We start from the raw sequence: 25,971 nt of genomic DNA on the forward strand, positions 1-25,971 counted from the left end.
CGCGCCAAGGCTGAGAGCGGCTGATTGGCAAAAGCGTGTGCTCACGTCGGTACCCTTGTGCACATGTCTGATGCCCCGGTTCGCGTTCGTTTCGCCCCGTCTCCGACCGGCATGTTCCATGTTGGTGGCGCTCGGTCCGCTCTCTACAACTGGGCGGTGGCGCGACAGTCCGGCGGGGCGTTCGTGCTGCGGATCGAGGACACGGATGCGGCGCGGAATCAGCCGGAGTGGATTGACGGGATCATCAGCGCGCTGGCGGCGATCGGGATCAACGAATCGGAGCCCGCCTTCGAGGGGCCGTACTTCCAGTCGCAGAACGCTGACCGGCACCGCGAGGCGGCGCAGAAGTTGCTCGTGGCCGGCAAGGCGTACTACTGCGACTGCACGCGCGAGCAGCTGAAGGAGCGCACCGGGTCTGAGCACCTTGGGTACGACGGGTTCTGCCGCGAGCGTGGGCTGGCGTACGAGCCGGGGCGGGCGCTGCGGTTCCGAACGCCGGATGAGGGCGAGACCGTGGTGGTGGACCTGATCCGCGGGGAGCCGGCGTTCCCGAACAGTGCGATCGAGGACTTCGTGATTGCGCGCGGGGACGGCTCTCCGGTGTTCCTGATCGCGAACGTGGTCGATGACCTGGACGAGGGGATCACGCAGGTGATCCGGGGTGAGGAGCACCTGTCGAATACGCCGAAGCAGCAGCTGCTGTGGGAGGCGCTGGGCGCGGAGCCGCCGGTCTGGGCGCATCTGCCGGTGATCGTGAATGAGAAGCGACAGAAGCTGTCCAAGCGCCGGGACAAGGTGGCGCTGGAGGACTATCTCGCCGAGGGCTTTCTGCCCGAGGCGATGGTGAACTATCTGATGCTGCTGGGCTGGGGTCCGGGCGATGACGTGGAGATCCGGCCGTACGAGGAGCTGGAGCGGCTGTTCCGGATCGAGGACGTCAACACGTCGCCGGCGTTTTTCGACGTGAAGAAGCTGACCGCGTTCAACGGCGAATACATTCGGGCGCTGACGCTGGAGGCGTTCGTGAAGGCGTGTGCGCCGTGGCTGACGGCTCCGTACGCGCCGTGGAAGGCGGAGGCGTATGACCAGGCGGTCTTTGTTGAGGTGGCGCCGCTGGCGCAGACGCGGCTGACGGTGCTCTCGGAGATCACCGCCTACGTCGACTTCTTGTTCCTGGACGAGCCGGTGTTCGACGAGGCGTCGTGGAACAAGGCGATGAAGACAGGCGCCGCCGAGCTGCTGCAGGACGCCCGTGCCGAGCTTGCTGCCGCGCCGTGGGAAGCGGAAGCGCTGAAGGCCGTGCTGGTGGCGGTGGGCGAGAAGCACGGACTGAAGCTGGGCAAGGCCCAGGCTCCAGTCCGTGTCGCGGTGACGGGCCGGACGGTTGGTCTGCCGCTGTTCGAGTCGCTGGAGCTGCTGGGGCGGGAGCGGGTGCTGGCACGGCTGGGTGCCGCGCAGGAGCGGTTGGCCGGGCAGTAAAGGGTCAGGTCGCGACCTTGTCCAGGAGCTGGCTCCAGGCGTCGGCGAAGTAGCCGGGGTCGAAGCGGGCGAGGGTTTCGTACACGGCCTTGGTGTCGGCATCCGGCGTGGCGGCCCGCTCGTAGATCTGCTCGCGGAGGCGGGCGAGGTCGAGGGCGGGCTGGGCGGTAATGTGGGCGAGGTCGCCGAGGCCGGCGATGGGGCGGATCAGGCTGGGAAGGCCGGTCATCATGGCTTCGGCCGCGCAGCGGCTCCAGCCCTCCTGCATTTGTGGGGTGAAGACGCCGACGTCGCAGGCGCGCAGGAGCCGGAAGTAGCGGTCGCGGGGCAGATCGTGGTGGGTGCCGGTGAAGCTGATGGTGTTGCTGCCGGTGGTGATGACGCGGAGCCGGGGGTCGTCGCGTAGGGCGGCGGCCACGGTCTCGGCGCCTTTCCAGTGGACGGCCTTGCCGGCGTAGACGGCGATGGTGTCGGGGGTCAGGCCGAACTCGTCGCGGCAGACCTGGCGGTTGAGGCCGCGGGCGTGGTCGATCTCGGTGAGGTCGAAGGCGTTGTAGATGACCTGGACGTCAGGGACGCCTCGGGCGCGTAAGAAGTGAGCCCAGTACGGGGCGACGCAGACGACGGCAGCGCACTGCGGCAGGACGGCGAACAGGCGTTGCCACAGTGCGGCTTCGATGGGAGCGGAGTCGTGCTGGAGCGGTTCGTAGTGGTGGAGGACGAAGACCGTGCGGGCCCGCATGCTGGGGGTGAAGAGCAGAAGGCTCAGGTCGTCCCAGACGAAGGTGCCGGGTGCGTGCCGCAAGGCGCGGATGGTGGGGGCGAGGCGGGCCAGGTGGCGGAGCTTGCGCCAGCGGCGGGTGCGGTAGGCGCGCTTGTAGTCCGGGACGGTGCGCCATTCGTATCGGTCGGCGGTGACATCGTGGAGCATCCGAAGGTACGCACGGCCGCCGGTGCGGCCTGTCGGCTCCAGGGAGTGCACGACCGGTTTCATATGCGAGCCTCCTGGGTGTCGCGTTGGTAGCGCTCGAACTCGGCCATGAGTACCGTGCATGCCGCTTCCAGGTGCGTGTTTATGGGGCGGGCTCGTTCCGCGAGAGGCAGGTAGAACTCGGCCAGAGCGGTGACGAATCGCTCGCGGCGGGCGGTGTTCGGGGAGTTCCGCAGGTCGCGGAGGTTGTGGATGCGGTCGGCGAGCCGGACGAGCAGCCCTTCCGGCGAGAGGCGGGTGGTCTTTTCTCGCCAGGTCGCCTCGTCGCCGGACTGCTTGGGCCGCTCGTCCAAGCGATGGTCAGGGGTCATCGCTCGCAACTGCTCCGCGAAGTCTTCGCCGAAGCGTGACGCCACGGTCGGGGCGGAGCCCGGGGAGATCTCCAGGGCGTCGTGCAGCAGGCCGAGGAGGAGCGTGTTGGGGGTGGTCACGGCGAGTTCGTCGCGCAGGATGCCGACGACCGCAAGAGGGTGCTGGAGGTAGGGGGTGCCCTGGTCACGTGTGTGGCCCGCGTAGATGGTGAGGGCCAGCGCGGCGGCTTGCTGGCCTTGGGCTTGGGCGGCCGGGTTCCAGGTGGTCACGTGCAGGGTGCGGAGGATGGCGTCGATTTCGGGGGTTGGGGGCATCGGGTTCACCTCTCGCTTGCGGTGGTGAGCGGGCTGATGTGGGGGAACGGGATGTGGTCGGCGAGCAGGAGCGTTTCCCCGACGGCGAGCGCGTCCAGGCCGAGGTCGGCGGTGGCGTGGAGGGCCTGCCCGGCGGTTTGGAGGATGGGGGTGCCCTTGCGGTTGAAGGAGGTGTTGAGCAGGAGCGGCAGGTCGGTGCGGCGGTGGAACTCCTCCAGGAGCGGCCGGAGGCCGGTGTGGTCGGCGGAGACGGTCTGCAGGCGGGCGGTGCCGTCGTGGTGGGTGACTGCGGCGATGCGGTCGGCGCGGCAGTGGCGGGCGTGGGAGACGCGGTTCATGAACGGGTCGCCGGTGGTCATGAACCAGTCGGGCGCGTGCTCGGTGAGGACGGCGGGGGCGAAGGGGCGGTAGGAGGCTCGCTGTTTGAGGGCGTTGAGGCGGTCGCGGGTCTCGGCGCGGCCGGGGTGGGCGAGGATCGAGCGGTGGCCGAGTGCGCGTGGCCCGAATTCGAGCGGTCCCTGGACCCAGCCGACGATGCGGTGGTCGGCGAGCAGGGCGGCAACGGTGGGCACGAGGCGTTCGCCCAGGTTGGGGATGGCTCGGTATCCGGCGGGCAGGCCTGTGTCGGGCAGGGGGCCTGGTTCGGGGCCCCAGGCGGCGTCGGTGGGGATCGGGAGCCGGGGTTGGCCGAGCTGGTAGTGCCAGGCGTACAGCGCGGCGCCGAGGGCGGTGCCGGCGTCGTGCGGCGCGGGGGCGACGAAGAGGTTGTCGAAGCCGGAGTCGGCGGCGAGGTGGCCGTTGAGGTGGGAGTTCAGGGCGCATCCGCCGGAGAAGACGAGGGTGTTCGCGGTGGTGAGCCGCTGGAGGTGGCGGGCTATATGGGTGACGGTTTCGGCGAAGACTTCCTGTACGGCGGCGGCAAGGTCGGCTCGTTCCTCCAGGGTTGCGTCGGCGGCGGTGTCGGCGGTCCAGGCGCGCTTCCCGATGACCAGCGGGGTCTCGGTGTCGGCCGAGCCCAGCGGATGGGGGATGCGGACTTCGCCGTTGTCGCCGAGGTGGATCAGGGCACGGACGTTCTCGCGGTGGCGGCTGGGGTCGCCGTACGCGGCCAGGGCCATCATGCTGCCTTCGGGCTCGTCGCCGGGCGGGATGATCCGCTGCGCGAGGTTGCGGTAGAAGTGGCCGAGCGAGGGGTGGTCGCGGCGGGGGCCTGCGGGGCCGGGGATGACGGTCGGCATGGCCTGGTGGATGCGGTCGACGCGGTCGGGGTGCAGGTCGTAGCCGGTGATGCGTTCGCGGCCGGGGCCGAAGTCGGCGCCGAGGGACGAGCCGCCGGCGTCGATGACAAGTCCGGCGGCGTGGTCGTGGCCGGAGAGCAGGTAGCCGGCCATGACGTGGGCGGTGTGGTGGGAGATCAGTCGCAGTCGCTCGCCGAGCGGGGTGGGCAGGAGCGCGGCGAGTTCCTCGCGTTCCTCGGCGAGCCACCATCCGGCGGCCGGGGTGGGGCGCATGGACGGGGTCCATACGGCGTCGATGTCTTCGGGGCTGATTCCGGCGGCCTCCAGGCACCAGGCCAGGGCATGGGTGGGAGCGGTGAGCGTGGCTTTGTGCGTGTGCTGCTGCCGGTGGTGCTTGATTCCGCTCCAGCGTTCCTCTTCGGCGGCGTAGAGGCGGCCGTCGACGATCAGGGCGGCGGATGTGTCGTGGTGGAAGTTCAGGCCGAGGACTGCGGGCATGTTGGTACCTCCGGTCAGGCAGCGGTGATGGGCTCGGGCAGCTGGAGGGGGAGGACGGGCGAGCCGGAGTCGGTGTACTCGTGGCACTTGCCGCAGAAGCGGTAGTGGTGGCGGCGTGGGGCGAAGACTTTGGCCGTGAAGTCGTCGTCCCAGATGCTCAATTCGCTGTCGTCCTTGGCCATCGCGTTGAAGCAGCGGTAGCAGGAGCCGTCGAGTTCGATCATCAGGTGCTGGTCGAGGTAGCGGGCGCACAGGCCGCGCAGCTCGTTGTGGGGCTGGCCGACGTCGATGTGGTGGACGTGGTTGGTGACGTGGATCGCTCCGTATGCGGAGCAGAGTTCTGCGAGCTGGGTGAGGCGGTGGGGGCTGATGCCTTCCAGGACGCTGTTGACCACGACCGTTTTGCCGGCCGCGCGGAGGACTGGGACGGTGGCGTGGACCTCCTCGTAGTTGCCGTGTTCGTCGTCGCAGCCGATGAGGATCTGGTCGTAGGAGGCCAGGGTGGTGTCCATCAGGCGCTGGTTGCGGGCCAGGGTGATGGCGTTGGTGCCGAGCACCATGACCTTGTCCGGCAGGCGGGTGCGGGCGAGGTGGCTGAGGGTGGGGAAGTCGCGGTGGACGGTGGGTTCGCCGCCGTTGATGTGGAGCTGCTGGAAGGGGATGGTCTCCAGGCGGTCCAGGACGGTGGAGAACGTCGTGGGCGGCATGTTCTCGCCCTGGGCGCCGTCGGCGAAGATGCAGAAGTCGCAGGAGCGGTTGCACTTGGTCGTGATTTTGATCTTGGCGGTCTTCAGGACCCGTGGACGGACGGCTCCGGCGGGCATGGCGCTGCCTCCTTGGATGGTGAGGGGTAGTGCGTTCGTCATGTGGTGTGGAGAGTGAGGAAGTCCTCCACAAGTGCGTGGTGCCGGTCCCAGGCGGCGAGGGCGTCACGCAGGACGGCGGGGGTGGTGGGGCCGGTGGGGAGCAGGTCGGCCATGCGGGCGGCGAGCTGCTGTTCGGGGGTGCGCTCATCTGCGGCCAGGGTGCGCAGGACTTCGGCGGCGGCGCGGAGTTCCTTGGCCTCACGGGTGATGAGGTAGCCGGTGGCGACGCCGAGTGGTGGGCTGAGGTAGTACAGCCAGCGGGCGACACGGACGCGGAGCATGCCGGCGGTCATCGTCCAGGCCGTCGGCTGCGCGCCGTCGGTCTCATTGAAGTTGCTGCCCTTGGTTTGGGCGGGGACATGACGCATGGCGGCATCGAGTGCGACATGGGCGGATCGGAGCAGGTCTCGTATGGCAGGTGTTCGGCTCGCCATGTCGGGTTCGGCGGCCAGCGTGTGGCGGAGGAACGTTTCGGTGTGCCGCTCCAATCCGGCTGGGCGCCATTGGGTGAGGGCGGCGGACTTGCCGGGCAAGCGGTTGCGAGTCGCCAGGGCTGCGGCGGCGAACCAGCAGGGGGCGACGTAGTGCCAGGCGACACAGTGCCTGCGGTAGCCGGGGATGTCCTGGGTGACGTTGTCGGTGCTGTCGGCGGCCAGCTGGTAACGGCCGCCGAGCCGGGAGCCGAGGATGCCGCGGTAGAAGCGTTCGTCCAGGCGGCTCCACGGGGCTGACTGGGCGTGGGACTTCCAGCGCTGGAGAGTCGGGGCGTGGCCGTGGATCAGGCTCCAGGTGACCAGCTCGGGTGGGGAAACGCGACTGCGGTGGGCCTCGGAGACGGTGAAGGCGAATCCGGGTGGGTGCTCCAGCAGGCGCCGGTTGGCAACCTCGTGGGTGACGGCGCTGGCGTGGGCGGCGGCCAGGTGGTGGTTCCACTCACGCCAATCGGCCGGTGGCTGGTCGAGCAGGACGCGTACATCCAGGTCGGAGTGCGGAGCGAGCAGGTCGTTGCGCTGCCACTTGTGCGTGAGCATCGCCACCTGGAGCCCGTGACGGGCCAGCTCGTGGACGTACAGGGCGCCGAGCTCGTCGTACAGCGGCATCGTCTCGATCGGGGCGGCCATCACTGGTCCTCCCCGGCCAGCGGGCGGCGCACTGAGCACGACGAGGCGGCTGTGCCGGTACTGACCAGGGGCAGCAGCGGGAGGACGGGGGCGCCTTCGGGGCGCTCCATGCGGTCCCAGCGCAGGTCGTAGTCGACGTAGTGGAAGCCCTGCCAGGCATCGTTGCTGTTGCGCTCCAGCATGGCGCGGAACAGATGGGCGAAGGCGTCGGTGAGCGTGCCATCGGTGAGGTGGGGTTTGAGGGGGATGTCGCGGTTGTGGAGGATGCAGGGCCGTGCCACTCCTGTGGGGGTGATCTTGATGCGGTTGGCGTCCGAGCAGGTCGCGCAGCTGGAGTTGGAGATGAAGCCGATCGATCCGGCCCAGCCGACGGGCTGAAGGTAGCGGCCGGGACTGCGTACGCCGAGATCGCCCCGGGCGATCTCACCGGCGTCGGCGAACCAGTCCTCCAGACGGGTGCGGACTTCCGCCTCGGGGATGAACTCGGTGTCGAACAGGGCCTGGGCCGGGCCGATGTTCTGCAGCTCGATGAGGCGGACGGCGATCGGCAGGTTCCTGGCGAGTTCGGCGACCTGCAGGGCGTCGTCCAGGTAGCTGCGTTGCAGGACGCAGTTGACCTTGACCTTCAGCCCGCGGGCCAGGGCCTCGTCGATGGTCGTGCGGGTGGTGCGGGGATCGCCGCCGCCCATGATCGTGGCCGAGCGGGTCGGGTCGAGGCTGTGCAGGCTGACGTTGAGGTAGGTCAGCCCGGCGCGTTGGAACTGCTCGACGCTCAGGCCGTTGCGGAGGTTGCCGTGGCTGGTCATGCCGATGGAAGCGTCGGGGCCGAGGCCGTCGGCGAGGGCGGCGATCACGTCGAGGATGTCGGCGCGCAGGGTCGGTTCGCCGCCGGAGCAGTGGGCCTTCTTCACCCGCCAGGCTCCGGCCTCGGCCGCGATGGCTGCGTAGTCGGCGGCGGTGAGCGGCCGGTCCTTGTGGCCGTAGTCGGGCATGCAGCGCGGTTTGCAGAAGACGCAGTCCAGGTTGCACAGGGAGTTGAGGGTGAGGGCGAGGTAGGGGTGGTTGCGGCCGGTGGCGGCGAAGGTCGCGAGCAGGTCGCGGTGGTCGGCGGTGAGCATCGGGTCAGCCTCCTGCGGTCGAGGTGCGGGTGGTGGGCGCGGTGGCCAGGCCGTTCAGGGGCCATCCGGCCAGGTGGCGGTGCAGGTTGTCGGCGAAGAACGCCACGGCCTCGTCCATGTAGGTGCGGGAGAAGGTCGCGCTCTTGGGGGTGAGGACGACGCGCGGGTGTCGGCGCAGCGGATCGCTCATGGGCAGGGGGCGGGGGTCGGTGACGTCGAGAGCGGCGCCGCGCAGGCGTCCGGTGTCCAAGGCGGCCAGTAGCGCGGCGTGGTCGACCGTGGAGGCGCGGCCGAGGTTGACGAAGAGTGCCCTGGGCTTGAAGGCGGCGAAGGTGTCGCCGCTGAAGAAGTGGTGGGTGTCGCTGGCGGCGGGCAGCAGGTCGACGACTACGTCGGCGTTGGCGACCGCGGAGCGGATGTCGTCCGTACGCATCCACGTGATGCCGTAGCGGTCGGTGGCGGGTGGGTTGCGGCGTACACCGATGACCTCCATGCCGAACGCGCGGGCGGCGTGCGCGAGATCGGCGCCGATGCTGCCGCAGCCGACGATGGTCATGGTGGCGTCGGCCAGGTCGAAGAACTCCTCGGCGAGGTCGTCCTTCCACCATTGGTGGGTCTGCTGGAGGCGGTTGCTGGTGAACAGGCCACGGGAGAAGCCCAGGATCAGGCCCAGGGCGTGCTCGGCCATGGGGCGGCCGTGGAAGCCGTAGGAGCGGGTGACAGCGACACCGGCGGCCTCGGCTTCGGCGATCGGCAGGTGGTCGGTGCCGGCGGCCGGGGAGGCGATCCACTCCAGGTGCGGGGCGGCGGAGAACCAGTCGATTCCGAATCGCCAACCGAAGTACACCTGGGCGTCGGGCAGCTGCTCGGCGACGGTGTCGGTGGTCGCGAAACGGAAGTCCACCGCCGGGAACGCGGTGCGCAGGGTGCGCTCGTGCTCCTTGGAGAGGCGCCAGAAGGGATGCGGCGATTCCAGGCACACCAGAACCACGGGACGGCTCATCGCGACTCACCCCATGCGGTTGCTGACGGGGCCAGTGCCCACGGCGCGATCTTGGTGACTGCGGTGCGGATGGTGGCCAGATAGTCGTGCCGGGTTTTCAGTAGTGCGCTCCCGGCGCTCACGAGCTGTTCGCGCTCGCGCGGCGTCACCGTCAGGGCTCGGTGGATGGCTTTCGCCAGCGAGTCGGGATCGTTGGGCGTGGCGGCGTAGCCGGTCACTCCGTCCAGCACGGTCTGGGTCAGCCCACCGGTGCGGGTGGCGACCACGGGGCCGGCCTTCGCGGCGAAGGCCTCCAGCGGGATCCGTCCGAAGGGCTCCTCGCGGGAGGGCACGATCACGGCCCGTAGCGCTGGGCTGTGCAGCCAGCCCCGTACGGTCGGGGTGAAGCGGGTGATCAGCGTGGCGTCCACTTGGTGTTCGCGGATGATCTGGGCCAGAAGGGCCTGGTAGGCGTCTGCCTGCGGGGTGGTGCTGGTGGCGGCCAGCACCAGGTGTGGGAGCCGGATGCGCTGGCTGCGTAACAGGGCAAGGGCGATGAGGAGGTCTTCGAAGCCCTTCTCGGGCACGGCCCGGCCCATGGCCAGGAGGAATCCGGCACGGGCGCATGCGGGAAGTGGCAGTTCCGCCGATGGCTGGGCGGTCTCCTCCTCCAGCAACAACCCGTTGGTCAGGTCGAGGAGCGTTCGTGCGGGAATGCCGTAGTCCTGGCGCAGATGCCACCGCATGTGCTGGGAGATCGCCGCGATCCTGCCGCCCTTGGCGGCGACCGACCTCAGCCCTGCCCACTCCCAGCGGATGCGGGCCCGGTCCTCAGGATGGGCCACCATGGCGGTGGAACGTGGGACCAGGAGAAGGTCCATGTCATCGGGCGTATGTGGAGCCAGGCCGAGGAAGGGCACGTCGAGGCCGATCAGCAGGCAGCGGCCTGACTGGGCTGCCACCCCTGCGGCCTCCTCGGCGACCAGCTGGCAGAGGGTTTCGCAGCCGCGTACGGATTCGGTCAGAGCGTGACCATTGGAGGTGGGCACGACCCTGGCCCCGCAGGCGTCGAGCATGGCCCGCACCTGAGCGGTCCACTGACGATCCCGGTGCGGGTGGTCTTCAGGTACGTGCGCCGGAACGACCACGAGTCGGCCTTGCGGCAGCAACCGACTCAGGGCGGTCAGAAAAGCCCTGTTGCTGAAGCCGGTGCCAGAACTGGCGCCGTAGAAGCCGTCATGCAGAGCGACGACGACGCACGGTGACGCGGACGCGCGAGACGCAGAAGGCTGATCGATCGTGCCCGTGTTGGCCGCTGGCGGCACGGTCTCTACGGTCATGCTTTGTCCCCTCCGTCGAAGGTCCCGTGGTTCGAGCCTGTGCGCGGGCCGTCTGCCGCCGGTACGGCGATCAGGGCCCAGGTGCTCTTCGTGCCGTCCCCGTGCGGCATCCAGCCCCAGTCGCGGGCCAGGGAGTGGACCAGGCCGAGGCCGCGCCCGCTCTCGGTGCTGCCTGCCGACCCGTGGCGCAGGATCGGCGGGTTGGCGGAGCCGTCCTGGACCTCGATGAGGAGAAGGCCTTCGCAGCGGGTAGCGGTGAAGCCGATTTCGGGGCGCGGGGCGTGCCGGACGGCGTTGGTGACGAGTTCACTGACCACCAGGAGTACGTCGTCAATGACGTGCACGACCTCCCACGTCACCAGGGCCTTCTCCATCTCCTGGCGTACTCGCCGGACCTCTCGGGGCTCAGGCGCGGCGCCCATGGCCAACTGGGCCGTGGGCGCGAGGTCAGGGCACATACGGGGAGCGGGAATCGTGGTCGGCATTCCGGCCTCCTCAGCCCCTCCGCCACATGCCGGGGCGTGGGGACACTGGCGTCGTACGACGACCGGCAGAGCGGGCGCCAGCACCGACGGGTACATCCACGGCCCGCCGTGCCGGGTGGTGTTGGCTCGAAGGATCAGGCTCATGGCCACCTGCCTTTCTGCTCGGTCGGTGGATGTCATGGCCGCGACCTCGTGCATCGCGTGACATCAACTTCACCGGCAGTAACGGCCTGCTGGAAGGGGTGGCAGAGGTCAGCAAGGTTCGTGGGTTGGTCAGAATGGTCAGCTTCCGGTGGACTGCCGTCCCTTGGTGGGGAGTTCATGTGAGGGTGGGTAGTCAGACGGAGGCCGAGGAAGGCGAACGGAGGTACTGCGATGGGCGAGATGTCGTTGCTCGGCGAGTGCCTGAGCCAGTTGGACTGGTCGCCGGAGCGTCTGGCTCGCGAGATCAACCGGGTATGCGGGAAGGGCGCGATCAGCGTCAAGGCCCCATACGGCTGGCTGCGCGGTTCCTGCCCGCGTGGCCGCCTGCCGCAGGTAGTGGCGACGATCCTCACCCGACGCCTCAACGAGCCGATCACGGCGGAGGCGCTCTGGCCTGCGAAGTTCTCCGCCCGGTGCGTGATCCTCGCCGCGGATGACGGACTGGATCTGCCCTGGACCCAGGAAGGCACTCTTCAGTCCACTGCCGTGCTCGCCCCGTCTTCGGCCGCTCTCAATCAGCCGGTGACGCTGCTGGCGCTCGCCGGTCCTGACCTGATCCGCCCGGCGGTCGACTGGCTGACCGCCCCCGAGGCTTCGGCAACAGGGAGCGTTCAGGGCGAGCAACTGAACCCGGACGCGGTCGGCGTCCTCGCCGACCGGGTGGCACAGCTGCGGCGCCTGGACGACTCGCAGGGCGGTCCGCTGGTGCTGGAGTGGATTGCCCAGGACTTGCGGTGGACCGCGAACCTGGCGCGTACCGCCTCCTACGACGCCCCGACCGGGGCCCGTCTGTTCCAGGTGTTCGCCGAGCTGGCCCAGCTGGCCGGCTGGGTGGCCTGCGACCTGGGCCGTGACGCCCTCGGCCAGCGCTACTTCCTGGTCGGGCTCCGGGCCGCGCACGCCGCCGGCGACCAGCAGCTCGGCGCGAACATCGTCTCCTGCCTCAGCTACCAGGCGTCCTGGAACGGCAACCGCGATGACGCTCTCCGGCTGATCAAGCTGGCCCGTAGAGGGGCCGGACGTCCGCCCGCCGCTTCCGTACACGCGCTGCTGGCCACTCGGCAGGCTCGTGCTCACGCCCAGCTCGGCGAAATCGCCGAATGCGCGCAGACCCTCGACGAAGTCGCCGAGCTGGGGGAGACGATCACCACCGGGAGCGAGCCGTCGTGGGCCTACTGGGTTACCCCCGCCGTACTCGCCGCTGACGCGGGACGCGCCTGGCTGGAACTCGGACAGCCCGATCGGGCAGAACAGAGCCTGCTCAGAGGACTGCGGTTGTTCGGCACCACGCAGCCGCGCAATCGCCTGCTGCACAACACGTCACTGGCCGAGGCCCGACTCGCGCGACGCGACGTCGACGGCGCCGCCGAAGCCACCCAAGACGCCCTGGATCTGACCACGTCCTTCGGCTCCGCGAGGGCCCGGAAGCGCCTGAAGGACCTGCGGACGAAGTTCACACCCCTCGACGCTGCCGTGGCCCGAGAGGTCTGCGACAGAATCGATACGGTCCTGTCCGCCTGAAACCTCCGCACCAGGCTCGCACGAAGGAGCGCTCATGCACGTCCGCGAACAGGTCCCTCTGGCCACGTTGACCACCCTGGGTATCGGTGGACCTGCTGCGGCGCTCGTCGAACTGACCGACCTGGACGATCTCCCCGAGGTCACCGCCTTCGCCCACACCCAGGGAGCCCACCCACTCGTCCTGGGCAGCGGCAGCAACGTCCTCGCCGCCGACAGCGGCTGCCTCGTCCCCGTCATCAAGATGGCCACCAGCGGGATCCGGCTTGAGCCCCAGCCCGCCGACGGCTCCGTGCTCGTGACCGTGGAGGCCGGCCATTCCCTTCAGGACCTGGTGGACACCACCATCGCTGAAGGACTCACCGGGATGGAGACCTTGACCGGCATTCCTGGCACGGTGGGCGCCACCCCGGTACAGAATGTCGGCGCCTACGGCCAGGAGGTCGCCGACACCCTCGTCTCGGTCGAGGCATGGGACTGGGAGCAGAATCGGATGGTCTCGCTCACCGCCGAGCAGTGTCGGCTGGGGCATCGCACAAGCGTCTTCAAGCACTCGAATCGCTGGCTGCTGCTGAAGGTGGCCTTCCGGCTGCGGCCCTCCGCACTCAGCCGCACGATCACCTACCGCCAGGTCGCCGATGCCCTCGACATCCCGCTCGGCACCCGTGTTCCGCTCTCCGAGGCGGCGGCCGGCGTGCTGGCAGTCCGGCGGAGCAAGGGCATGGTGCTCACCCCGGGCGACCGCGACAACCGCAACGCAGGCAGCGTCTTCCTCAGCCCGGTCATTACCCCGCAGACCGCCGAACGGCTGCGGGCGCAGGACGCCCCCGTGCACGACTTCCCCGACGGCTCCACCCGGGTCAGTGCCAGCTGGCTGATCAAAGAGACCGGCCTCGCCCTGGGGGAGCGGCTCGCCGAGGGGGTACGGCTGTCCACCAAGCAGTACACCCTGGTCGCGGACGATGGCGCGACGGCTGCCGCCTTCGCCGCCGCCGCCGAGATCATTGTGAACAAGGTGCACAAGGCCACCGAGGTACAACTCACTCCGGAGCCGGATCTGTTCGGCGATGAACCCACCTACCGCCGCCTGGCCGAGCGGAGCCCGTCGAGCCGCCCGCTTGAGCCGTCGGGACGCACATCGTGATGGTGAACGAGACCGCTACCGTGTCCCGAGTGACCAGCACCGGAACCCCCGAGCCCATCGCCCAGCCCCGAGTCGCAGCGGGGGTGCTCTTCTTCGACGAGGCCGGAGAAGTGCTGCTCGCCAAGCCAACCTACAAGCCAGGTTGGGAGATCCCCGGCGGTTACCTCCACCCCGGCGAAACGCCTCGCGAAGGGGCGGCACGTGAGGTCACCGAAGAGCTTGGCATCGCACCGCCCATCGGCCAACTCCTCGTCGCGGACTGGGCACCCCACCCCGCCGAGGGCGACAAACTCCTCTTCATCTTCGACGGCGGGCAACTTCCCGACGACATCCGCGAACAAATCACCGTCGACGGCAAAGAGATCAGCGAATACGCCTACTACCGGCCCGACCAGATCGACGCGCTCCTCATCCCCCGGCTGGCCCGCCGAGTCCACGCGGCGATTGGCGCCCGTGCGCGGTCGGAAACCACTTACCTTGAGAACGGGGCATGCTTCGGCTTCGAGGCCTAATCCCACGGTCCGAGTGCACAGCCGACCGGGGGATCAGCCTTGCCGCCCGATCCGTCTCTGCCTTCCTTTGTAACCTTTAGCTCAGCAAGAGGTTATCGTTAATGGACACGAAGGGGTAGATGCCGATTTCCAGGCGCGCGGTAGATCCACTCATTTCGAAATCAATCAAAAAATACGTGCGCTCCGACTCGGATATTAGCCGAATGCGCGTTGCTCCTTCGCGGAAGATCTCCACCAATTGGTTCGCTCCAAGCTTCCAGAGGAATCTAACGGAACGCCCGGTGAGACTGTAGGAAAGTAGCAGGCTACCCCCTTCTGTGTCGAGATGAATTGTTTGCAAGAGCCCTTCCTCGGACTCCTCTGGGGCAACCCCGAGCTTCTCGATGATCTCGATTTCCTCGGGGGTGCTGAAGCCTCCGAAATCCACAAACCCTCCATTTGAAATGCCATATGTTCCAATTACCGTAAGATCGACGGACCGCCTCCTCTGCCATGGAGTATAGAGGTGGAGAATCGGTAGGTCCCGTCGGGCATGATCTGCCACGTGGTCTGGGCCTGGACTCCACCGAAGGGTCCCATGATGAGCGTGTTCGTTTCACCGAAGGTCCCGTACTTACTGGTGAAGGTCTTTTCGAAGCCCTGCTCTATGCCTTTTCTCAACTGCTCGGACACGTATGCCCGTGATTCCGGGGAGTCTCGCAGGCCAATTCGACTCAACTGTTGATCGTTTTGTATGGCGCGAGGTGTGTTGTGGGGATCGAAGGCAATGTCTTTATTGTATAGGTAGTCTAGCTTTCGGGGATTTATTTCCGCCTTTGCGGAACATGGTGAGAGGCCAAGGGGATCGGTCCAGGTGTGGGGATTGTGGACGTATGCTGCTGGGTTTGGCGCGGGCTCCAAACCCAGTGGGTCGGGGGTGGTGTAGCGGGCGGTTTCGGGGTCGTAGTAACGGTGGAAGTTGTAGTGGAGGCCGGTTTCGGGGTCGAAGTATTGGCCGGGGAAACGGAGGGGGGTGTAGGCAGTGCTGTCGCGGGTCCAGGTGGTGGCGCCCCAGAGGGTCGTGCGGGTGCGGTAGCCGACCCGGCCGGTTTCGTCGACGAGTTCGGTGGGGGTTCCGACGAGGTCGGTGATGATGGCGAAGAAGCGGGAGTCGACTTCTTGCTGGGGGACGTCGGCGGCGGTTATTCGCTCGGTCTGGGCGAGGGGGCGCAGGCCGTCGTGGTCCCAGGTGAGGGTGACGGGGTTGGGGTTCTGGGGGGAGCCGGTGGTTTGTTCGGCGAGGGTGGGGCCGTCCCAGGTGAAGTGTGTCTGTTCGGCGATGTCGCCGGTGGCGGTGAGTCGTTGTTTGGCGATGCGGCGGCCGAGGGGGTCGTAGATGTAGCGCCAGACGGTGCCGTCGGGGGTGGTGACCGTGGTGAGGCGGTCTTCGGCGTCCCAGGTGTAGCGCCAGATGTCGGGTTTGCGGGACAGGCGGGTCTTCTGGCGCAGTGTGATGCGGCCCTGGGCGTCGTGCTCGTAGCGGATCCGGCCGGCGTGGGTGATGCGGGTGCCGGTGTAGGTGCGGGTGCCGGTGGCTTCTTGGCCGGGGTGTTTGGTGGGCCAGGAGGCATCGGTCTGGTTGCCGGTGTCGTCGTAGGCGTAGCGCTCGGTCCAGTTGCGGGCGTGGACTGTGGTGACACGGCCTGCGGCGTCAAGGTCGAAGGTACGAGAACCGTCCAGGTCATCGTCGATGGCCATGAGGTTGCCGTCGGCCCGGTAGGTGTAGGTGCGGTGCTGGAGGCGGCGGGTGTCGGCTGTCAGGGACTGGGCGGTCTGGCGGCCGAGGGCATCGAATGTGGTGGAGAGCGTGACCACGTCGCCGAAATGACGGACGATTTCGCGACCCGCGGCGTCATGCTCGAAGTCGAAAGTGTGGCCTGCTGTTGTGAGCGTAGTGCGGTTGCCTGCCGCGTCGTAGGTCCACCCGCTGACCGCGCCGGTCGGGGTCGTGCGGGCGGTCCGACGGCCGAGGTCGTCGTAAGTGAAAGCCAGAGTACGGCCGTTGCAGGCTTCGGCGGTGATGCGACCGAGGCGGTCGCGCTGGTAGGTCAGGGAAGCTTCGGGGCTGGTTGCCTGGAGGAGGCGGCCTGCTTCGTCGTACGTGAAGGAGGTCTCGGCACTGTCGGCTGTCTTGGTGATGACGTTGCCAAGCACGTCGTGCGCGTAGCTGGTGGTCTGGCCGAGGGCGTTCGTACGGCCGACGAGTTGTCCGGCCTCGTCATGGACGTAAGTCAGCGTGCGGGCGTCGAAGTCGGTCTCGGATATCAGGCGGCCGGCGGGGTCGTAGTCGTAGGTCCAGGTCAGGCCCTGGGGGTTGGTGACCTGGCGGAGTTGGAGGGTGGTGTCGTGGGTGAAGGTATGCCGCACGCCGTCTGGGCCGGTCTGGGCCGTGAGCAGGTCGAAGTGGGTGTATTCGGATCGCGTGACGCCGCCGATGGCGTTGGTGTGGGTGAGGACGTTGCCTTCGCCGTCGTACGTCCAGGATTCGGTGGTGCCGTCGGGGGCCGTGCGGGAGGAGAGTTTGCCCTCGATGGTCCAGGTGAGGCGGGTGGTGTTGCCGAGTGGGTCGGTGGCGCTGGTGACGCGGCCGAACCCGTCGCGGAGGTAGCGGGTGACCGCCCCCAGCGGGTCGACGATCTCGACCGGTAGACCGGCGCTGTCATGGCGGACGCGTGTGGTGTTGCCTAGCGGGTCGGTTACGGCGGCCAGGTTGCCGGCCTCGTCGTAGGCGTAATGCGTCGTGGCGCCGTCCGGGCCGGTGCCGGAGGTGCGGTTCCCCGTCGCGTCGTAGGTCTGGCGCGATGTGGTGCCGTCGGGGTTGCGGATGACGGTGGGCAGGCCGAGGTCGTTGTAGGCGGCGATGGTGGCGTTGCCGTCGGGGCGGGTGATGGTGGCCGGGCGTCCGGCTTCGTCGTATTCGAAGGTGACGGTCCGGCCGAGGGGATCCGTGCGGGAGAGAACGCGGTCGTAGCGGTCGCGGGTGGTGCGGGTGGTGTTGCCCAGTTCGTCGATCTCGGCGACGACCTGGAGGGCGTCGTTGATGAGGCGGCGTCTGGTGTGGCCGAGGGAGTTGGTGATGGTGGTGACGCGCAGGCCGGTGTCGGGGTCGGTCTGGTCGTAGTCGTAGGTGTTGCGCAGGTGGCCGGCGGCGCCGCCCTGGGAGATGCAGCGGCTGTGCTCGTCGTAGACGTATTCGAAGCGGCTGCCGTTGCGGTCGGTCCAGGAGGTGATGCGGCCGGTGTCGTCGTAGCCGAAGACCAGGGGCTGTCTGGAGGAGTTGATGACCTCGGTGAGGCGGCCGTCGGTGTAGCCGTAACGGATCAGCTCGACGTCCGATCCGCCCTCCCCCGCGCCGGCCAGGTGGAGGGCGGTGATGCGGCCGTGCTGGGTGGTGATGCGGAGGTGGTAGCCGGCGTGGTGGCGGATGGCGAGCGGGGTGCCGATGCTGTCGTGCTCGAAGTCGATGGCGCGACCGTGCCGGTCGGTGATCCGGCGGATGAGGGCCAGGTTCTCGTCGTAGGAGGCGAAGGCCTGGGTGTGGCCAGTGTCGGGGTCGGTGACGGTGTAGCCGTCGTCGGTGCGGTCGAGCAGCCAGCGTGAGCCCTCGCGGGGCTGGGTGGGGACGCCGGGGACCGGGTGGGGGAAGTCGAGGAGGTGGCCGTCCTCGGTGATGAGGACGACGCCCTGGGAGTCGATCTCCAGGCGTTGGTCGGCGGTGCTGGCCCAGCTGCGGCCCATCCACCAGCCGGAGCGGTAACTGGATTCGTACTTACGGGAGAACAGCAGGGGCAGCGCGCCGGGAAGCCGCACGTCGGTCTGCGGGAGGAGCACGCGGCCAGTCGCGATGTCGACGGGGTCGTCTTCGCACTTCACGGCGTCGTTCTCGCGGGAGGCGTTGCGTGGTTCTTCGTCTGCCGTCCTGCGCGCCGCTCCTTCCGCCGCGTCGTCCGCGCTGCGTGCCGCGCCTTGTTCGGCTGCGTCGAGGGCACTGCGTTCGGCGACGGTTTCGGCGCCTTCTTTCGCGGCGGCGATGGCGGTGCGTTCGCCGGCGGTGGCGGCGGTGCCGGCGCCGTCGGTGAGGATGGCGGTGAGGATGTTGAAGCCGAGGCGGCCGCCGGCTTCGCTCGGGTCGCTGCCCCAGCCGGTGCCGACCAGGGCGCTGGGCAGGCGTTCGGGGTGGGCGGCCATGGTGACCAGGCCGGCGGCGGCCAGGTTCATGCCGGTCATCCACTCGGCGGGGTGGGTGAGGTTGTACGGGTCCATGGGGTTGAGGCTGCGGGCGAAGCGGCCCAGGTCGGCGGCGCCGCGGACGATGCCGCCGAGGCCGTGTTCGAGCTCGACGCCCATGGCGGCGCTCTTGTCGTTGCCGGTGGCGAGCAGGCGCATGGCGAAGGACGGCTCGGCCGGGGCGAGCTCGGTGGCCCCGGCGATGGCGGCTTGGGCGTCGCGTGCGGCGGAGTCGCGCTGTTCGCGGGCGGTGTTCAGGATGTCCTGGGCGGCCTGGCGGTCGTCGGTGCCGGGGTCGGTGAAGGCGGCGGGTTTCACCGGTGGGTTGTCGGGGTTCTGGCCTGCCGCGAGCATGTCGTTGTAGGTGTCGATGTCGAGGTTGTAGAGCTTGACGGCGGCGTTGTAGTCGCCGACCGCCTGTTCGGTGGCTTTCTGGCCGTCGCGGTAGCGCTCGACGGCCTCCTTGGCCTGCTGCTGGGCCCAGGTGATGGTGTCGGCGTAGCGGTCCAGGGCGTCGGCAGCGTTGCCGCAAGCGTCGGCGGCCTTGAGCCACTTTTTGGGGTGGGTGTCGAACTTCTCGCGGAAGGCGTCGGCGGCCTTGCCGGTCCAGTGGGCCGTGTCCAGCCTCGAAAGCCCCGAGTGCGCGTTCTCGAAGGCGGCATGGAACTTCCGCAGATGTTTTACGGTCCTCCGGATCGCCTCGGCGTCACCGTGGACCAGTTCCTTGGGCTCCTCGCTCTGCCCGAGCTGCTGCTCGGCGACGTCCGCGCCGAGGGCGGAGGCGGCCCGGTCGCCGAAGTCCTCGACGGCGTCGGCCGCGCTGTGCAAGCCCACGGTGTCCAGGGCGCCGCCGGCCACGTCGGTCGCGGTGTCGATGCCCTCGCCGACCAGCTTCTTCGTACCGTCGTAGGCGCCTTCGAGCGCGTCCCCGAGGTTGTTCAGGCCCCAGCTCATCAGCTGTCGCTCCCGAACGCCTGATCCTTGGCCGCTTCCAGCTCCTCGCCGGAGACCCCGAACGCGCGTAGCAGCGCCTCGTTCTGGGTGCCGCCGGTCAGGCTGTCGCGAGCGGTCTCCTTCCAGGTCTGGTCGACGGTCTGGGCCGACTCGTTGAAGGACTGTCCGCTGTAGTCCGGGTTCAGGGAGGACTTCATGTCGGCGACGACCTGGTCCCGGGACATGGCCGCTGCTTGCTCCTCGGTCAGGTGGGGGTTGCCGATCGCCGTGTTGACGCCGACCTTGAGGGTGTCCTTGGCGTACTGCTCCATGTCGTTGTAGATCCCGGCCGACAGGTTCAGGCCCTCGGCGAACTGCGTCGCCTCACCGACCAGTTCCCGCACGCCCCACTCCCAGCGCTCGCAGAAAGTGTCGAACGCGCCCGTCAGCCCGGCCGCTCCCAGTTGCAGCCCGGTCAGCTGCAGTTCCTGAAAGCCCCGTCCGACGTCGGAGTAGCCGATCTGCCCGGTGACGTCCTTCAACTCGGCGATCACCCCGTTAAGGCCCTTGGCCACCTCCGCCAAGGCTTCCGGGTCCGCGCTGTAACCGTCCCCCACCCCGCCGCTCACGCGTCCACCGCCACCGCGTCCGGCACGATCCCCGCCACCGGCGGGAACATCACCGGCCGCTCACCCGCCACGTCCAGCGCCACCCCGGTAGGCACACCGACCTGAGGGATCACCACATCCAGCAGCCGCGCACCCAGCACGGATATGAACTCCCAGTCCGAGCCCGGCGATTCGGGGCGTGCGCCGCGTGCCGCCGCGAACCGTGCCAGCTCCGCCTCGTCCGAGAACGCGTAGATCCACCGGATCCCGCCCGACTCGGCCGACCACATCCCGCCCCCGGCATCCAGCGGTACCAGCACCGTGTTGCGCCGGAACTCTCCCAGGAGCGCGGCGAACCACCGCCGGAATTCTGCCGGTCCGGTTGTGTCCGTGGCTGCACTTCCCCCGTTAGCACGCATGAACGCAATCCTCCCAGCTGGCACTTTGCAACGGCAACGCCGCTTTGACCTCGGAGGTGATTCACAGGTCGGGCAATCCGCCCAGGGCGACCACAGCGAGGTGCTACTACGCCGGGTGTTCCTACTTGCGGCGGCGCTGTCCGTCGTGGCTCGGGAGGGCGGGCCGTGGTGTCGCCGGTTCGGTTACGTGCTGCTGTTGCGTGGCTGTGCGGATGGTCGAGCGTTTGCGGGCAGCTTCGGCGACCGAGTTGCGGGCGGGGTTGCGGCTGGTGTGAACTGCCCCTTGCGTGCGAGTTCGTTGCGCCCGTGGCCCCGGACAGCTGCCGTCCGGGGCTTCCGTGCTGGTCCAGGACCTACGCAGGCGGCAGGTTGTCGATCTGGCCCTGAAGCCGCACGATGTCCTCTTCCGCCTTGGCGAGGCGAGTACGGATCTTCTCGACCACGTTGTCCGGGGCCTTCGCCAGGAACGCCTCGTTGCCCAGCTTGGCCTCCGCCTGGGCCTTCTCCTTCTCGGCCGCAGCAAGGTCCTTGGCCAGGCGCTTACGCTCCGCTGCGACGTCGATGGTGCCGGACAGGTCGAGCGCGACCTTGGCACCGGCGACCGGGAGCGTCGCGGTCGCGTGGAAGCCGTCGCCCTCCGGCAGGAGACGCAGCAGCTGGCGGATGGCAGCCTCGTGGGAAGCGAGCTGCGTGCCCGACAGGTCCAGGCGGGCCGGGACCTTCTGACCCGGCTGCAGGCCCTGGTCCGCACGGAAGCGGCGGACCTCCGTGATCACCTTCTGCAGGTTTTCGATCTCCGCCTCGGCGGCCGGGTCACGGAATCCGCTGTCAGCCGGCCAGTCAGCGATCACGACGGATTCGCGGCCGGTCAGCGTCGTCCACAGGGTCTCGGTGACGAACGGTACGACCGGGTGGAGCAGGCGCAGGGTGAGGTCGAGGACTTCGCCCAGGACGCGGCCGGAGACCTCCGCCTGCTCGCCGCCCTCGAAGAAGGTGGTCTTGGACAGCTCGACGTACCAGTCGAAGACCTCATCCCACGCGAAGTGATAGAGCGCGTCGGCGAGCTTCGCGAACTGGTAGTCCTCGTAGTAGGCATCCGCCTCGGCCACGATGCTGTTCAGCCGGGACAGAATCCAGCGGTCCGCGGCAGCGAGCTTCTCGACGGGCGGGAGGTCTCCCTCGATCGTGGCGCCGTTCATCAGTGCGAAGCGAGTGGCGTTCCAGATCTTGTTGGCGAAGTTCCGGGACGCCTGGACCCAGTCCTCGCCGATGGGCACGTCCGTACCGGGGTTGGCGCCCTTGGCCAGAGTGAAGCGGACGGCGTCCGAGCCGTACTTGTCCATCCAGTCCAGCGGGTTCACGGTGTTGCCGAAGGACTTCGACATCTTCTTGCCGAACTCGTCGCGAACCATGCCGTGGAACGCGATGGTGTGGAACGGCACTTCGCCGTCCATCGCGTACAGGCCGAACATCATCATGCGGGCGACCCAGAAGAACATGAGGTCGTACCCGGTGACGAGGACGGAGTTCGGATAGAACTTCTCCAGGTCCGGGGTCTGCTCCGGCCAGCCGAGAGTGGAGAAGGGCCACAGACCAGATGAGAACCAGGTGTCGAGGACATCTGTGTCCTGGGTCCAGCCCTCGCCGGTCGGCGGCTGCTCGTCGGGGCCGACACAGACGGTCTCGCCGTTCGGGCCGTGCCAGACGGGGATCCGGTGGCCCCACCAGAGCTGGCGCGAGATGCACCAGTCGTTGAGGTTGTCGACCCAGTCGAAGTACCGCGGCGACAGGTCGGCGGGGTGGACGTTCACCTGGCCGTCGCGGACCGCGTCGCCGGCGGCCTTGGCGAGTGTCTCGACCTTGACCCACCACTGCAGGGACAGCCGCGGCTCCAGCGTCGTCTTGCAGCGCGAGCAGTGGCCGACGGAGTGCGTGTACGGGCGCTTCTCGGCGACGATCCGGCCTTCGGCCCGAAGAGCGGCGACGATCGCCGAACGCGCCTCGAATCGGTCCAGGCCCACGAAAGGACCATGAACCGTGATCACGCCGCGCTCGTCCAGCACCTCGATTGAGTCGAGCCCGTGGCGCTGACCGATGGCGAAGTCGTTCGGGTCGTGGGCCGGGGTCACCTTGACGCAGCCGGTGCCAAACGCGGGGTCGACGTGGGTGTCCGCGACGACCGGGATCGTACGGTCCGTGAGCGGCAGCTTGATCCGCTTGCCGACCAGGTGCTTGTACCGCTCGTCGTCCGGATGGACAGCGATCGCGGTGTCGCCGAGCATCGTCTCGGCGCGGGTGGTTGCGACGATGAGAGTGTCTTCGCCCTCCCCGTACTTCAGCGAGACGAGCTCACCGTCGTCGTCCTGGTAGTCCACCTCGATGTCCGAGATGGCCGTCAGACAGCGCGGGCACCAGTTGATGATGCGCTCGGCGCGGTAGATCAGGCCGTCGTCGAACATCTTCTTGAAGACGGTCTGGACGGCCCTGGAAAGGCCCTCGTCCATGGTGAAGCGGTCACGGCTCCACGCGACGCCGTTGCCGAGGCGGCGCATCTGGCCAGCGATCTGGCCTCCGGACTCGGCCTTCCACTGCCAGACCCGCTCGACAAAAGCCTCGCGTCCCAGGTCGTGACGTGACTTGCCTTCCTTGGCAAGCTCTCGTTCGACCACGTTCTGAGTGGCAATGCCGGCGTGGTCCATGCCGGGCTGCCACAACGTCTCGTACCCCTGCATGCGCTTGCGGCGCGTGAGGGCGTCGATCAGCGTGTGCTCGAAGGCGTGGCCCAGGTGCAGAGAACCCGTCACGTTCGGCGGCGGGATGACGATCGTGTACGCGGGCTTGTCGCTCTTCGCGTCGGCCTCGAAGTAACCACGCTCTACCCAGCGCTCGTACAGCGACCCCTCTACCTCGGCCGGCGCGTATTGAGTCGGCAGTTCAGGGGAGCTGTTGGGGCGCTGAGTGTTATCGGTCACGAGGGCCAGTCTAGGGGCCCGGTGCTCCTCGCTTCGCCTGACTATTGCGCGCAGACCGTGCCCTGGTCAGGACATGAAAGTGGCCGCACGGATGTGATTCAAGTGTGACCAAGAACACTCCCGTGCGACCACTTCCTAGCCTACCCCCTCCGCCACAGCGGGAGGGCCAGCCCCACTTGGCTTGCAGCTCATCTGCTACCGCCGGGGGCGGTTGTTCCGTCCCGCAGCGGCGGAAGGGGTCGTTGGCTGCGTTGGAGGCGTCTCGCAACCTGCAGCCCATGCGCCTGTGGTGGTGCGGCGGCGGGCGGCTTCGGCGCGGCGGTTGGGGGCTGGGTCGCGGCTGGTGTACTGGATCCGGGTAATCAGGACGCGGGCGGGTTGGCGGGCGGTGGCCAGTTCGCGCTGGGCGGCGGCCTCCTTGAGGAGTTGGTGGGGCTTGTGGCCGCCGGCTTCGGCGTCGGCGAGGACGGTGGCGAGGGCGGGCCAGCCGGGGTCGGCGAGGATGCGGGCGGCATGGTCGGGGACCGCGGCTCGTACGTCGTTGGCGAGGGTGTTGCGGGTGTCCGCCTTGGGCTGGCGCTGGGCGAGCGTGGCGAGCTGCTGGGCGGCGGCGTGGTCGTAGGCGGCCTGCAGGTGCTGGACGGCCTGGTGGGAGGCTGCGGCCTGCTGGGCGTGTCCTCGGGCCTGGTGCCAGCGGCCGGCGAGGATCGCGGACCAGACGAGGGCGGCGATCAGGACGGCGAGGGCGCTGCCGTCCTTGCCGCTTCCGGCGTTGACGAGGTTGCGGGCGGCGGTGCGCAGGCCGGTGGCAGTGCGGTGCTCGGCGCGGATCTGGGAGCGCTGGGCGTGGGCGAACGCCTTTGACGCAGCCCGCAGTTCGGTGCGGAGTTCCGAGGGTGCGGCCTGCGCGGTGGCCTCGATGAGTTCGCCGAGTGCGGCGATCTGGGCCTGGGCCAGGCTGCCGTCGCCCTCGCTCGTTTCGGCATCGGCGAGTTGGCCCGGGAAGCCGTCGAGGGCTTCGGTGGCGCTGTGCCATGGGGTGCTGGGCCGGTTGCGGCGAGCGGTGGGGTGCTCCTCCGGCATGTTGGTGTCGAGACGGGCTTCGAGCTTGGGCAGGGACAGGTCGGGGGCGATCTTCCCGCCGGGGATGTAGATCTGCTCGCCGTCCTTGTTCAGGTCGCCGGGGCGCCCTACGGAGTAGCCGATGAGGTCGCCGGAGGGAGCGCGCCGGGGCTTGACCTGGACGTCGTCGGCTTGAAGGTAGGCGAGGAGTTCTTCGACGGTGGAGGTGTAAGGGATGGCGGCGCGGATGCGGTCCTGGAGCCATTCGCGGCTGGTCTGCTCCCATCCCAGGCGCTTGGCCTTGTGCATCTCACCTTGCGTGGGCCGCCTGGCGGCGGTGCCGTCACCGGTGGCGAGCTGGCGCAGGCCGTAGTCCTTCTCGATGGCGCGGCATTCGGTTCCGGCGCGTCGGCCGCTGTCGTTGAGCTTGGGGCGGCGGCCGTCTTCGCGGACGGTGGTGGCGAGGATGTGGATGTGGTCGTCGGCGTGGCGGACGGCGATCCAGCGGCAGGCCAGGTCATCGCCCGTGGGCGCGATACCGGCGGCTTGGACGATGCGCTCAGCGATGTCGGCCCATTCGGCGTCGGAGAGGTAGCGGTCCTCCGGGGCGGCGCGGACCGGGCAGTGCCAGACGTGGTCAGTGACCTTCTGACCGAGTTCGCTGTTGCGCAGGCGTACGGGGGCGTCCAGGTGACGCGCGAGTTCGGTGAGGGTGGCCCTCTCGTCCCGGCCAGGGTCGGGCAGGCCGAGCGTGGCGAAGGCGCCGACGATATGGGGGTCGTGGTGCTCGTCGTGGCGGCCGGGCCCGTAGAGGTAGGCGAGCAGACCGCGGGTGTTGGCGCCGGGGTCCTTGATGGACGCGATCACAGTCAGGCCTCTTGGTCGGCGGGCTGGCGGAGGGCTTCGGCGATCTGCGTCAGCAGGTGGTGCAGGTCGTCGAGGGTGTGGCGGAAGTCGGTGGGTGGTTCGTAGGCGCCGTTGAAGGCGCGGGCGATCTGGTTGACGTTGTGGCCGATCCTGTTGAGGTGGCGCAGCGCTTGGGCGCGGAAGACGTGGGTTTGGCGGCGTTCTTCCGCCAGCGGCAGGTCGACGAAGAACCGGCCGTCGATGAAGGCCAGGGTGACGTCGGCGGCGAAACCGGACTCTCCCCAGTAGCCGTGGGCGGCGGCCGAGGTGTGCAGGCGCTCGCGCTCGCCGGGCGTGAACCTCAAGGGGCCTACGCGCGCGGTGCGCTTGGCACCGGTGAAACGCCGGATCGCCGGCTGGGCGCTCTGCACGGCAGGCTCGCAGGCCGTTTCGTCGGCTATGGCTGGTGCGGCGGTTTCGCTGGGTCGGACGGCGGCGAGTGCGTCGCTCTGTACGGCGTGGAGCGTGTCCCGGTCGGGGTCGGCCACGGCCCCGACCTTCTGGCCCGGCGCGCCCTCGCGACGGGCCTTCTCCGCCACCCCTGGGGCGGAGAACCTCCCAGTTCGGCCATGAGTCGGACTGGGGGGACTACTGGCTCCGCCAGGAGTCCCCTTACCGAACGCCCGACGCCAAAGGACCTTCAGGTCAACGGATTTCGATGACCGGTCCGGACCCTCGGTGGG

20 protein-coding genes are annotated in these 25,971 nt (G+C 68.7%); 4 read left to right on the forward strand and 16 right to left on the reverse strand.

Annotated elements, in window-relative coordinates; translation table 11 throughout:
• The first annotated feature begins 111 nt into the window (after positions 1–111).
• Positions 112–1,479 (forward strand): glutamate--tRNA ligase, encoded by a 1,368-nt coding sequence (gltX, locus tag ACFXJ5_RS07415; RefSeq protein ID WP_384628355.1) that lies wholly within the window; start codon positions 112–114, stop codon positions 1,477–1,479.
• Positions 1,480–1,483: 4 nt separating this feature from the next.
• On the opposite strand, the gene ACFXJ5_RS07420 is transcribed toward gltX, so the two are convergent.
• The 9 genes from ACFXJ5_RS07420 to ACFXJ5_RS07460 form a co-directional block, all read right to left on the reverse strand.
• Positions 1,484–2,473 carry a glycosyltransferase gene (locus tag ACFXJ5_RS07420; protein ID WP_384628114.1) on the reverse strand — a complete coding sequence of 330 codons (990 nt, stop codon included), beginning with the start codon at positions 2,471–2,473 and terminating at the stop codon, positions 1,484–1,486.
• Positions 2,470–3,096, reverse strand: coding sequence for an HD domain-containing protein (locus ACFXJ5_RS07425; RefSeq protein ID WP_384628117.1), 627 nt, complete (start codon positions 3,094–3,096; stop codon positions 2,470–2,472). The genes ACFXJ5_RS07420 and ACFXJ5_RS07425 overlap by 4 nt, the downstream gene beginning before the upstream one ends.
• Positions 3,097–3,101: 5 nt before the next feature.
• Positions 3,102–4,832, reverse strand: coding sequence for a carbamoyltransferase (locus tag ACFXJ5_RS07430; protein ID WP_384628119.1), 1,731 nt, complete (start codon positions 4,830–4,832; stop codon positions 3,102–3,104).
• Positions 4,833–4,846: 14 nt separating this feature from the next.
• On the reverse strand, positions 4,847–5,656 hold the full coding sequence (locus ACFXJ5_RS07435) for a radical SAM protein (protein ID WP_384628122.1): 810 nt from the start codon (positions 5,654–5,656) through the stop codon (positions 4,847–4,849).
• Between the two features lie 38 nt (positions 5,657–5,694).
• The gene (locus tag ACFXJ5_RS07440) at positions 5,695–6,819 is read right to left on the reverse strand and encodes a hypothetical protein (protein WP_384628125.1); all 1,125 of its coding nucleotides are present in this window, start codon (positions 6,817–6,819) and stop codon (positions 5,695–5,697) included.
• Entirely contained in the window at positions 6,819–7,937 is a 1,119-nt protein-coding gene (locus ACFXJ5_RS07445; RefSeq protein WP_384628127.1) for a radical SAM protein, read from the reverse strand. The genes ACFXJ5_RS07440 and ACFXJ5_RS07445 overlap by 1 nt, the downstream gene beginning before the upstream one ends.
• Positions 7,938–7,941: 4 nt before the next feature.
• Positions 7,942–8,940 (reverse strand): D-2-hydroxyacid dehydrogenase, encoded by a 999-nt coding sequence (locus ACFXJ5_RS07450; protein ID WP_384628130.1) that lies wholly within the window; start codon positions 8,938–8,940, stop codon positions 7,942–7,944.
• A complete protein-coding gene (locus ACFXJ5_RS07455; protein ID WP_384628133.1) occupies positions 8,937–9,995 on the reverse strand; it encodes a glycosyltransferase family 4 protein in 1,059 nt (352 codons plus the stop codon). Before ACFXJ5_RS07455 ends, ACFXJ5_RS07450 begins: the two co-directional genes overlap by 4 nt.
• Positions 9,996–10,255: 260 nt before the next feature.
• Complete coding sequence (locus tag ACFXJ5_RS07460) at positions 10,256–10,744, reverse strand: ATP-binding protein (RefSeq protein WP_384628135.1); 489 nt, start codon at positions 10,742–10,744, stop codon at positions 10,256–10,258.
• Positions 10,745–11,119: 375 nt separating this feature from the next.
• Between ACFXJ5_RS07460 and ACFXJ5_RS07465 the strand changes: the two genes are divergently transcribed.
• Genes ACFXJ5_RS07465 through ACFXJ5_RS07475 form a run of 3 tightly spaced genes read left to right on the forward strand, consistent with a single transcriptional unit; the run spans position 11,120 to position 14,122 of the window.
• Positions 11,120–12,469: a hypothetical protein gene (locus tag ACFXJ5_RS07465; RefSeq protein WP_384628137.1), complete on the forward strand. Its 1,350-nt coding sequence runs from the start codon at positions 11,120–11,122 to the stop codon at positions 12,467–12,469.
• 34 nt (positions 12,470–12,503) lie between these two features.
• Positions 12,504–13,610 carry a UDP-N-acetylmuramate dehydrogenase gene (locus ACFXJ5_RS07470; protein WP_384628138.1) on the forward strand — a complete coding sequence of 369 codons (1,107 nt, stop codon included), beginning with the start codon at positions 12,504–12,506 and terminating at the stop codon, positions 13,608–13,610.
• A 29-nt stretch (positions 13,611–13,639) separates the two neighbouring features.
• Positions 13,640–14,122 (forward strand): NUDIX domain-containing protein, encoded by a 483-nt coding sequence (locus ACFXJ5_RS07475; protein ID WP_384628141.1) that lies wholly within the window; start codon positions 13,640–13,642, stop codon positions 14,120–14,122.
• 76 nt (positions 14,123–14,198) lie between these two features.
• Here ACFXJ5_RS07475 and ACFXJ5_RS07480 read toward each other — a convergent pair whose 3' ends face one another.
• The 7 genes from ACFXJ5_RS07480 to ACFXJ5_RS07510 all read right to left on the reverse strand — a co-directional run bounded on the left by ACFXJ5_RS07480 (position 14,199) and on the right by ACFXJ5_RS07510 (position 25,827).
• Positions 14,199–14,549 (reverse strand): hypothetical protein, encoded by a 351-nt coding sequence (locus ACFXJ5_RS07480; protein WP_384628144.1) that lies wholly within the window; start codon positions 14,547–14,549, stop codon positions 14,199–14,201.
• A gap of 32 nt (positions 14,550–14,581) precedes the next feature.
• Positions 14,582–19,342: a putative T7SS-secreted protein gene (locus tag ACFXJ5_RS07485; protein WP_384628147.1), complete on the reverse strand. Its 4,761-nt coding sequence runs from the start codon at positions 19,340–19,342 to the stop codon at positions 14,582–14,584.
• Positions 19,342–19,950: a hypothetical protein gene (locus tag ACFXJ5_RS07490; RefSeq protein ID WP_384628150.1), complete on the reverse strand. Its 609-nt coding sequence runs from the start codon at positions 19,948–19,950 to the stop codon at positions 19,342–19,344. Before ACFXJ5_RS07490 ends, ACFXJ5_RS07485 begins: the two co-directional genes overlap by 1 nt.
• A complete protein-coding gene (locus ACFXJ5_RS07495) occupies positions 19,947–20,348 on the reverse strand; it encodes an SseB family protein (RefSeq protein WP_384628152.1) in 402 nt (133 codons plus the stop codon). The genes ACFXJ5_RS07490 and ACFXJ5_RS07495 overlap by 4 nt, the downstream gene beginning before the upstream one ends.
• 353 nt (positions 20,349–20,701) lie before the next feature.
• Positions 20,702–23,320: a valine--tRNA ligase gene (locus tag ACFXJ5_RS07500; RefSeq protein ID WP_384628155.1), complete on the reverse strand. Its 2,619-nt coding sequence runs from the start codon at positions 23,318–23,320 to the stop codon at positions 20,702–20,704.
• Between the two features lie 195 nt (positions 23,321–23,515).
• Positions 23,516–25,249, reverse strand: coding sequence for a relaxase/mobilization nuclease domain-containing protein (locus ACFXJ5_RS07505; RefSeq protein WP_384628157.1), 1,734 nt, complete (start codon positions 25,247–25,249; stop codon positions 23,516–23,518).
• A gap of 2 nt (positions 25,250–25,251) precedes the next feature.
• Positions 25,252–25,827, reverse strand: a complete 576-nt coding sequence (locus tag ACFXJ5_RS07510; protein WP_384628160.1) for a MobC family plasmid mobilization relaxosome protein — start codon at positions 25,825–25,827, stop codon at positions 25,252–25,254.
• Between the last annotated feature and the right edge of the window lie 144 nt (positions 25,828–25,971).

The organism is Streptomyces sp. NPDC059373, from assembly GCF_042751495.1.
Classification (GTDB): domain Bacteria; phylum Actinomycetota; class Actinomycetes; order Streptomycetales; family Streptomycetaceae; genus Actinacidiphila.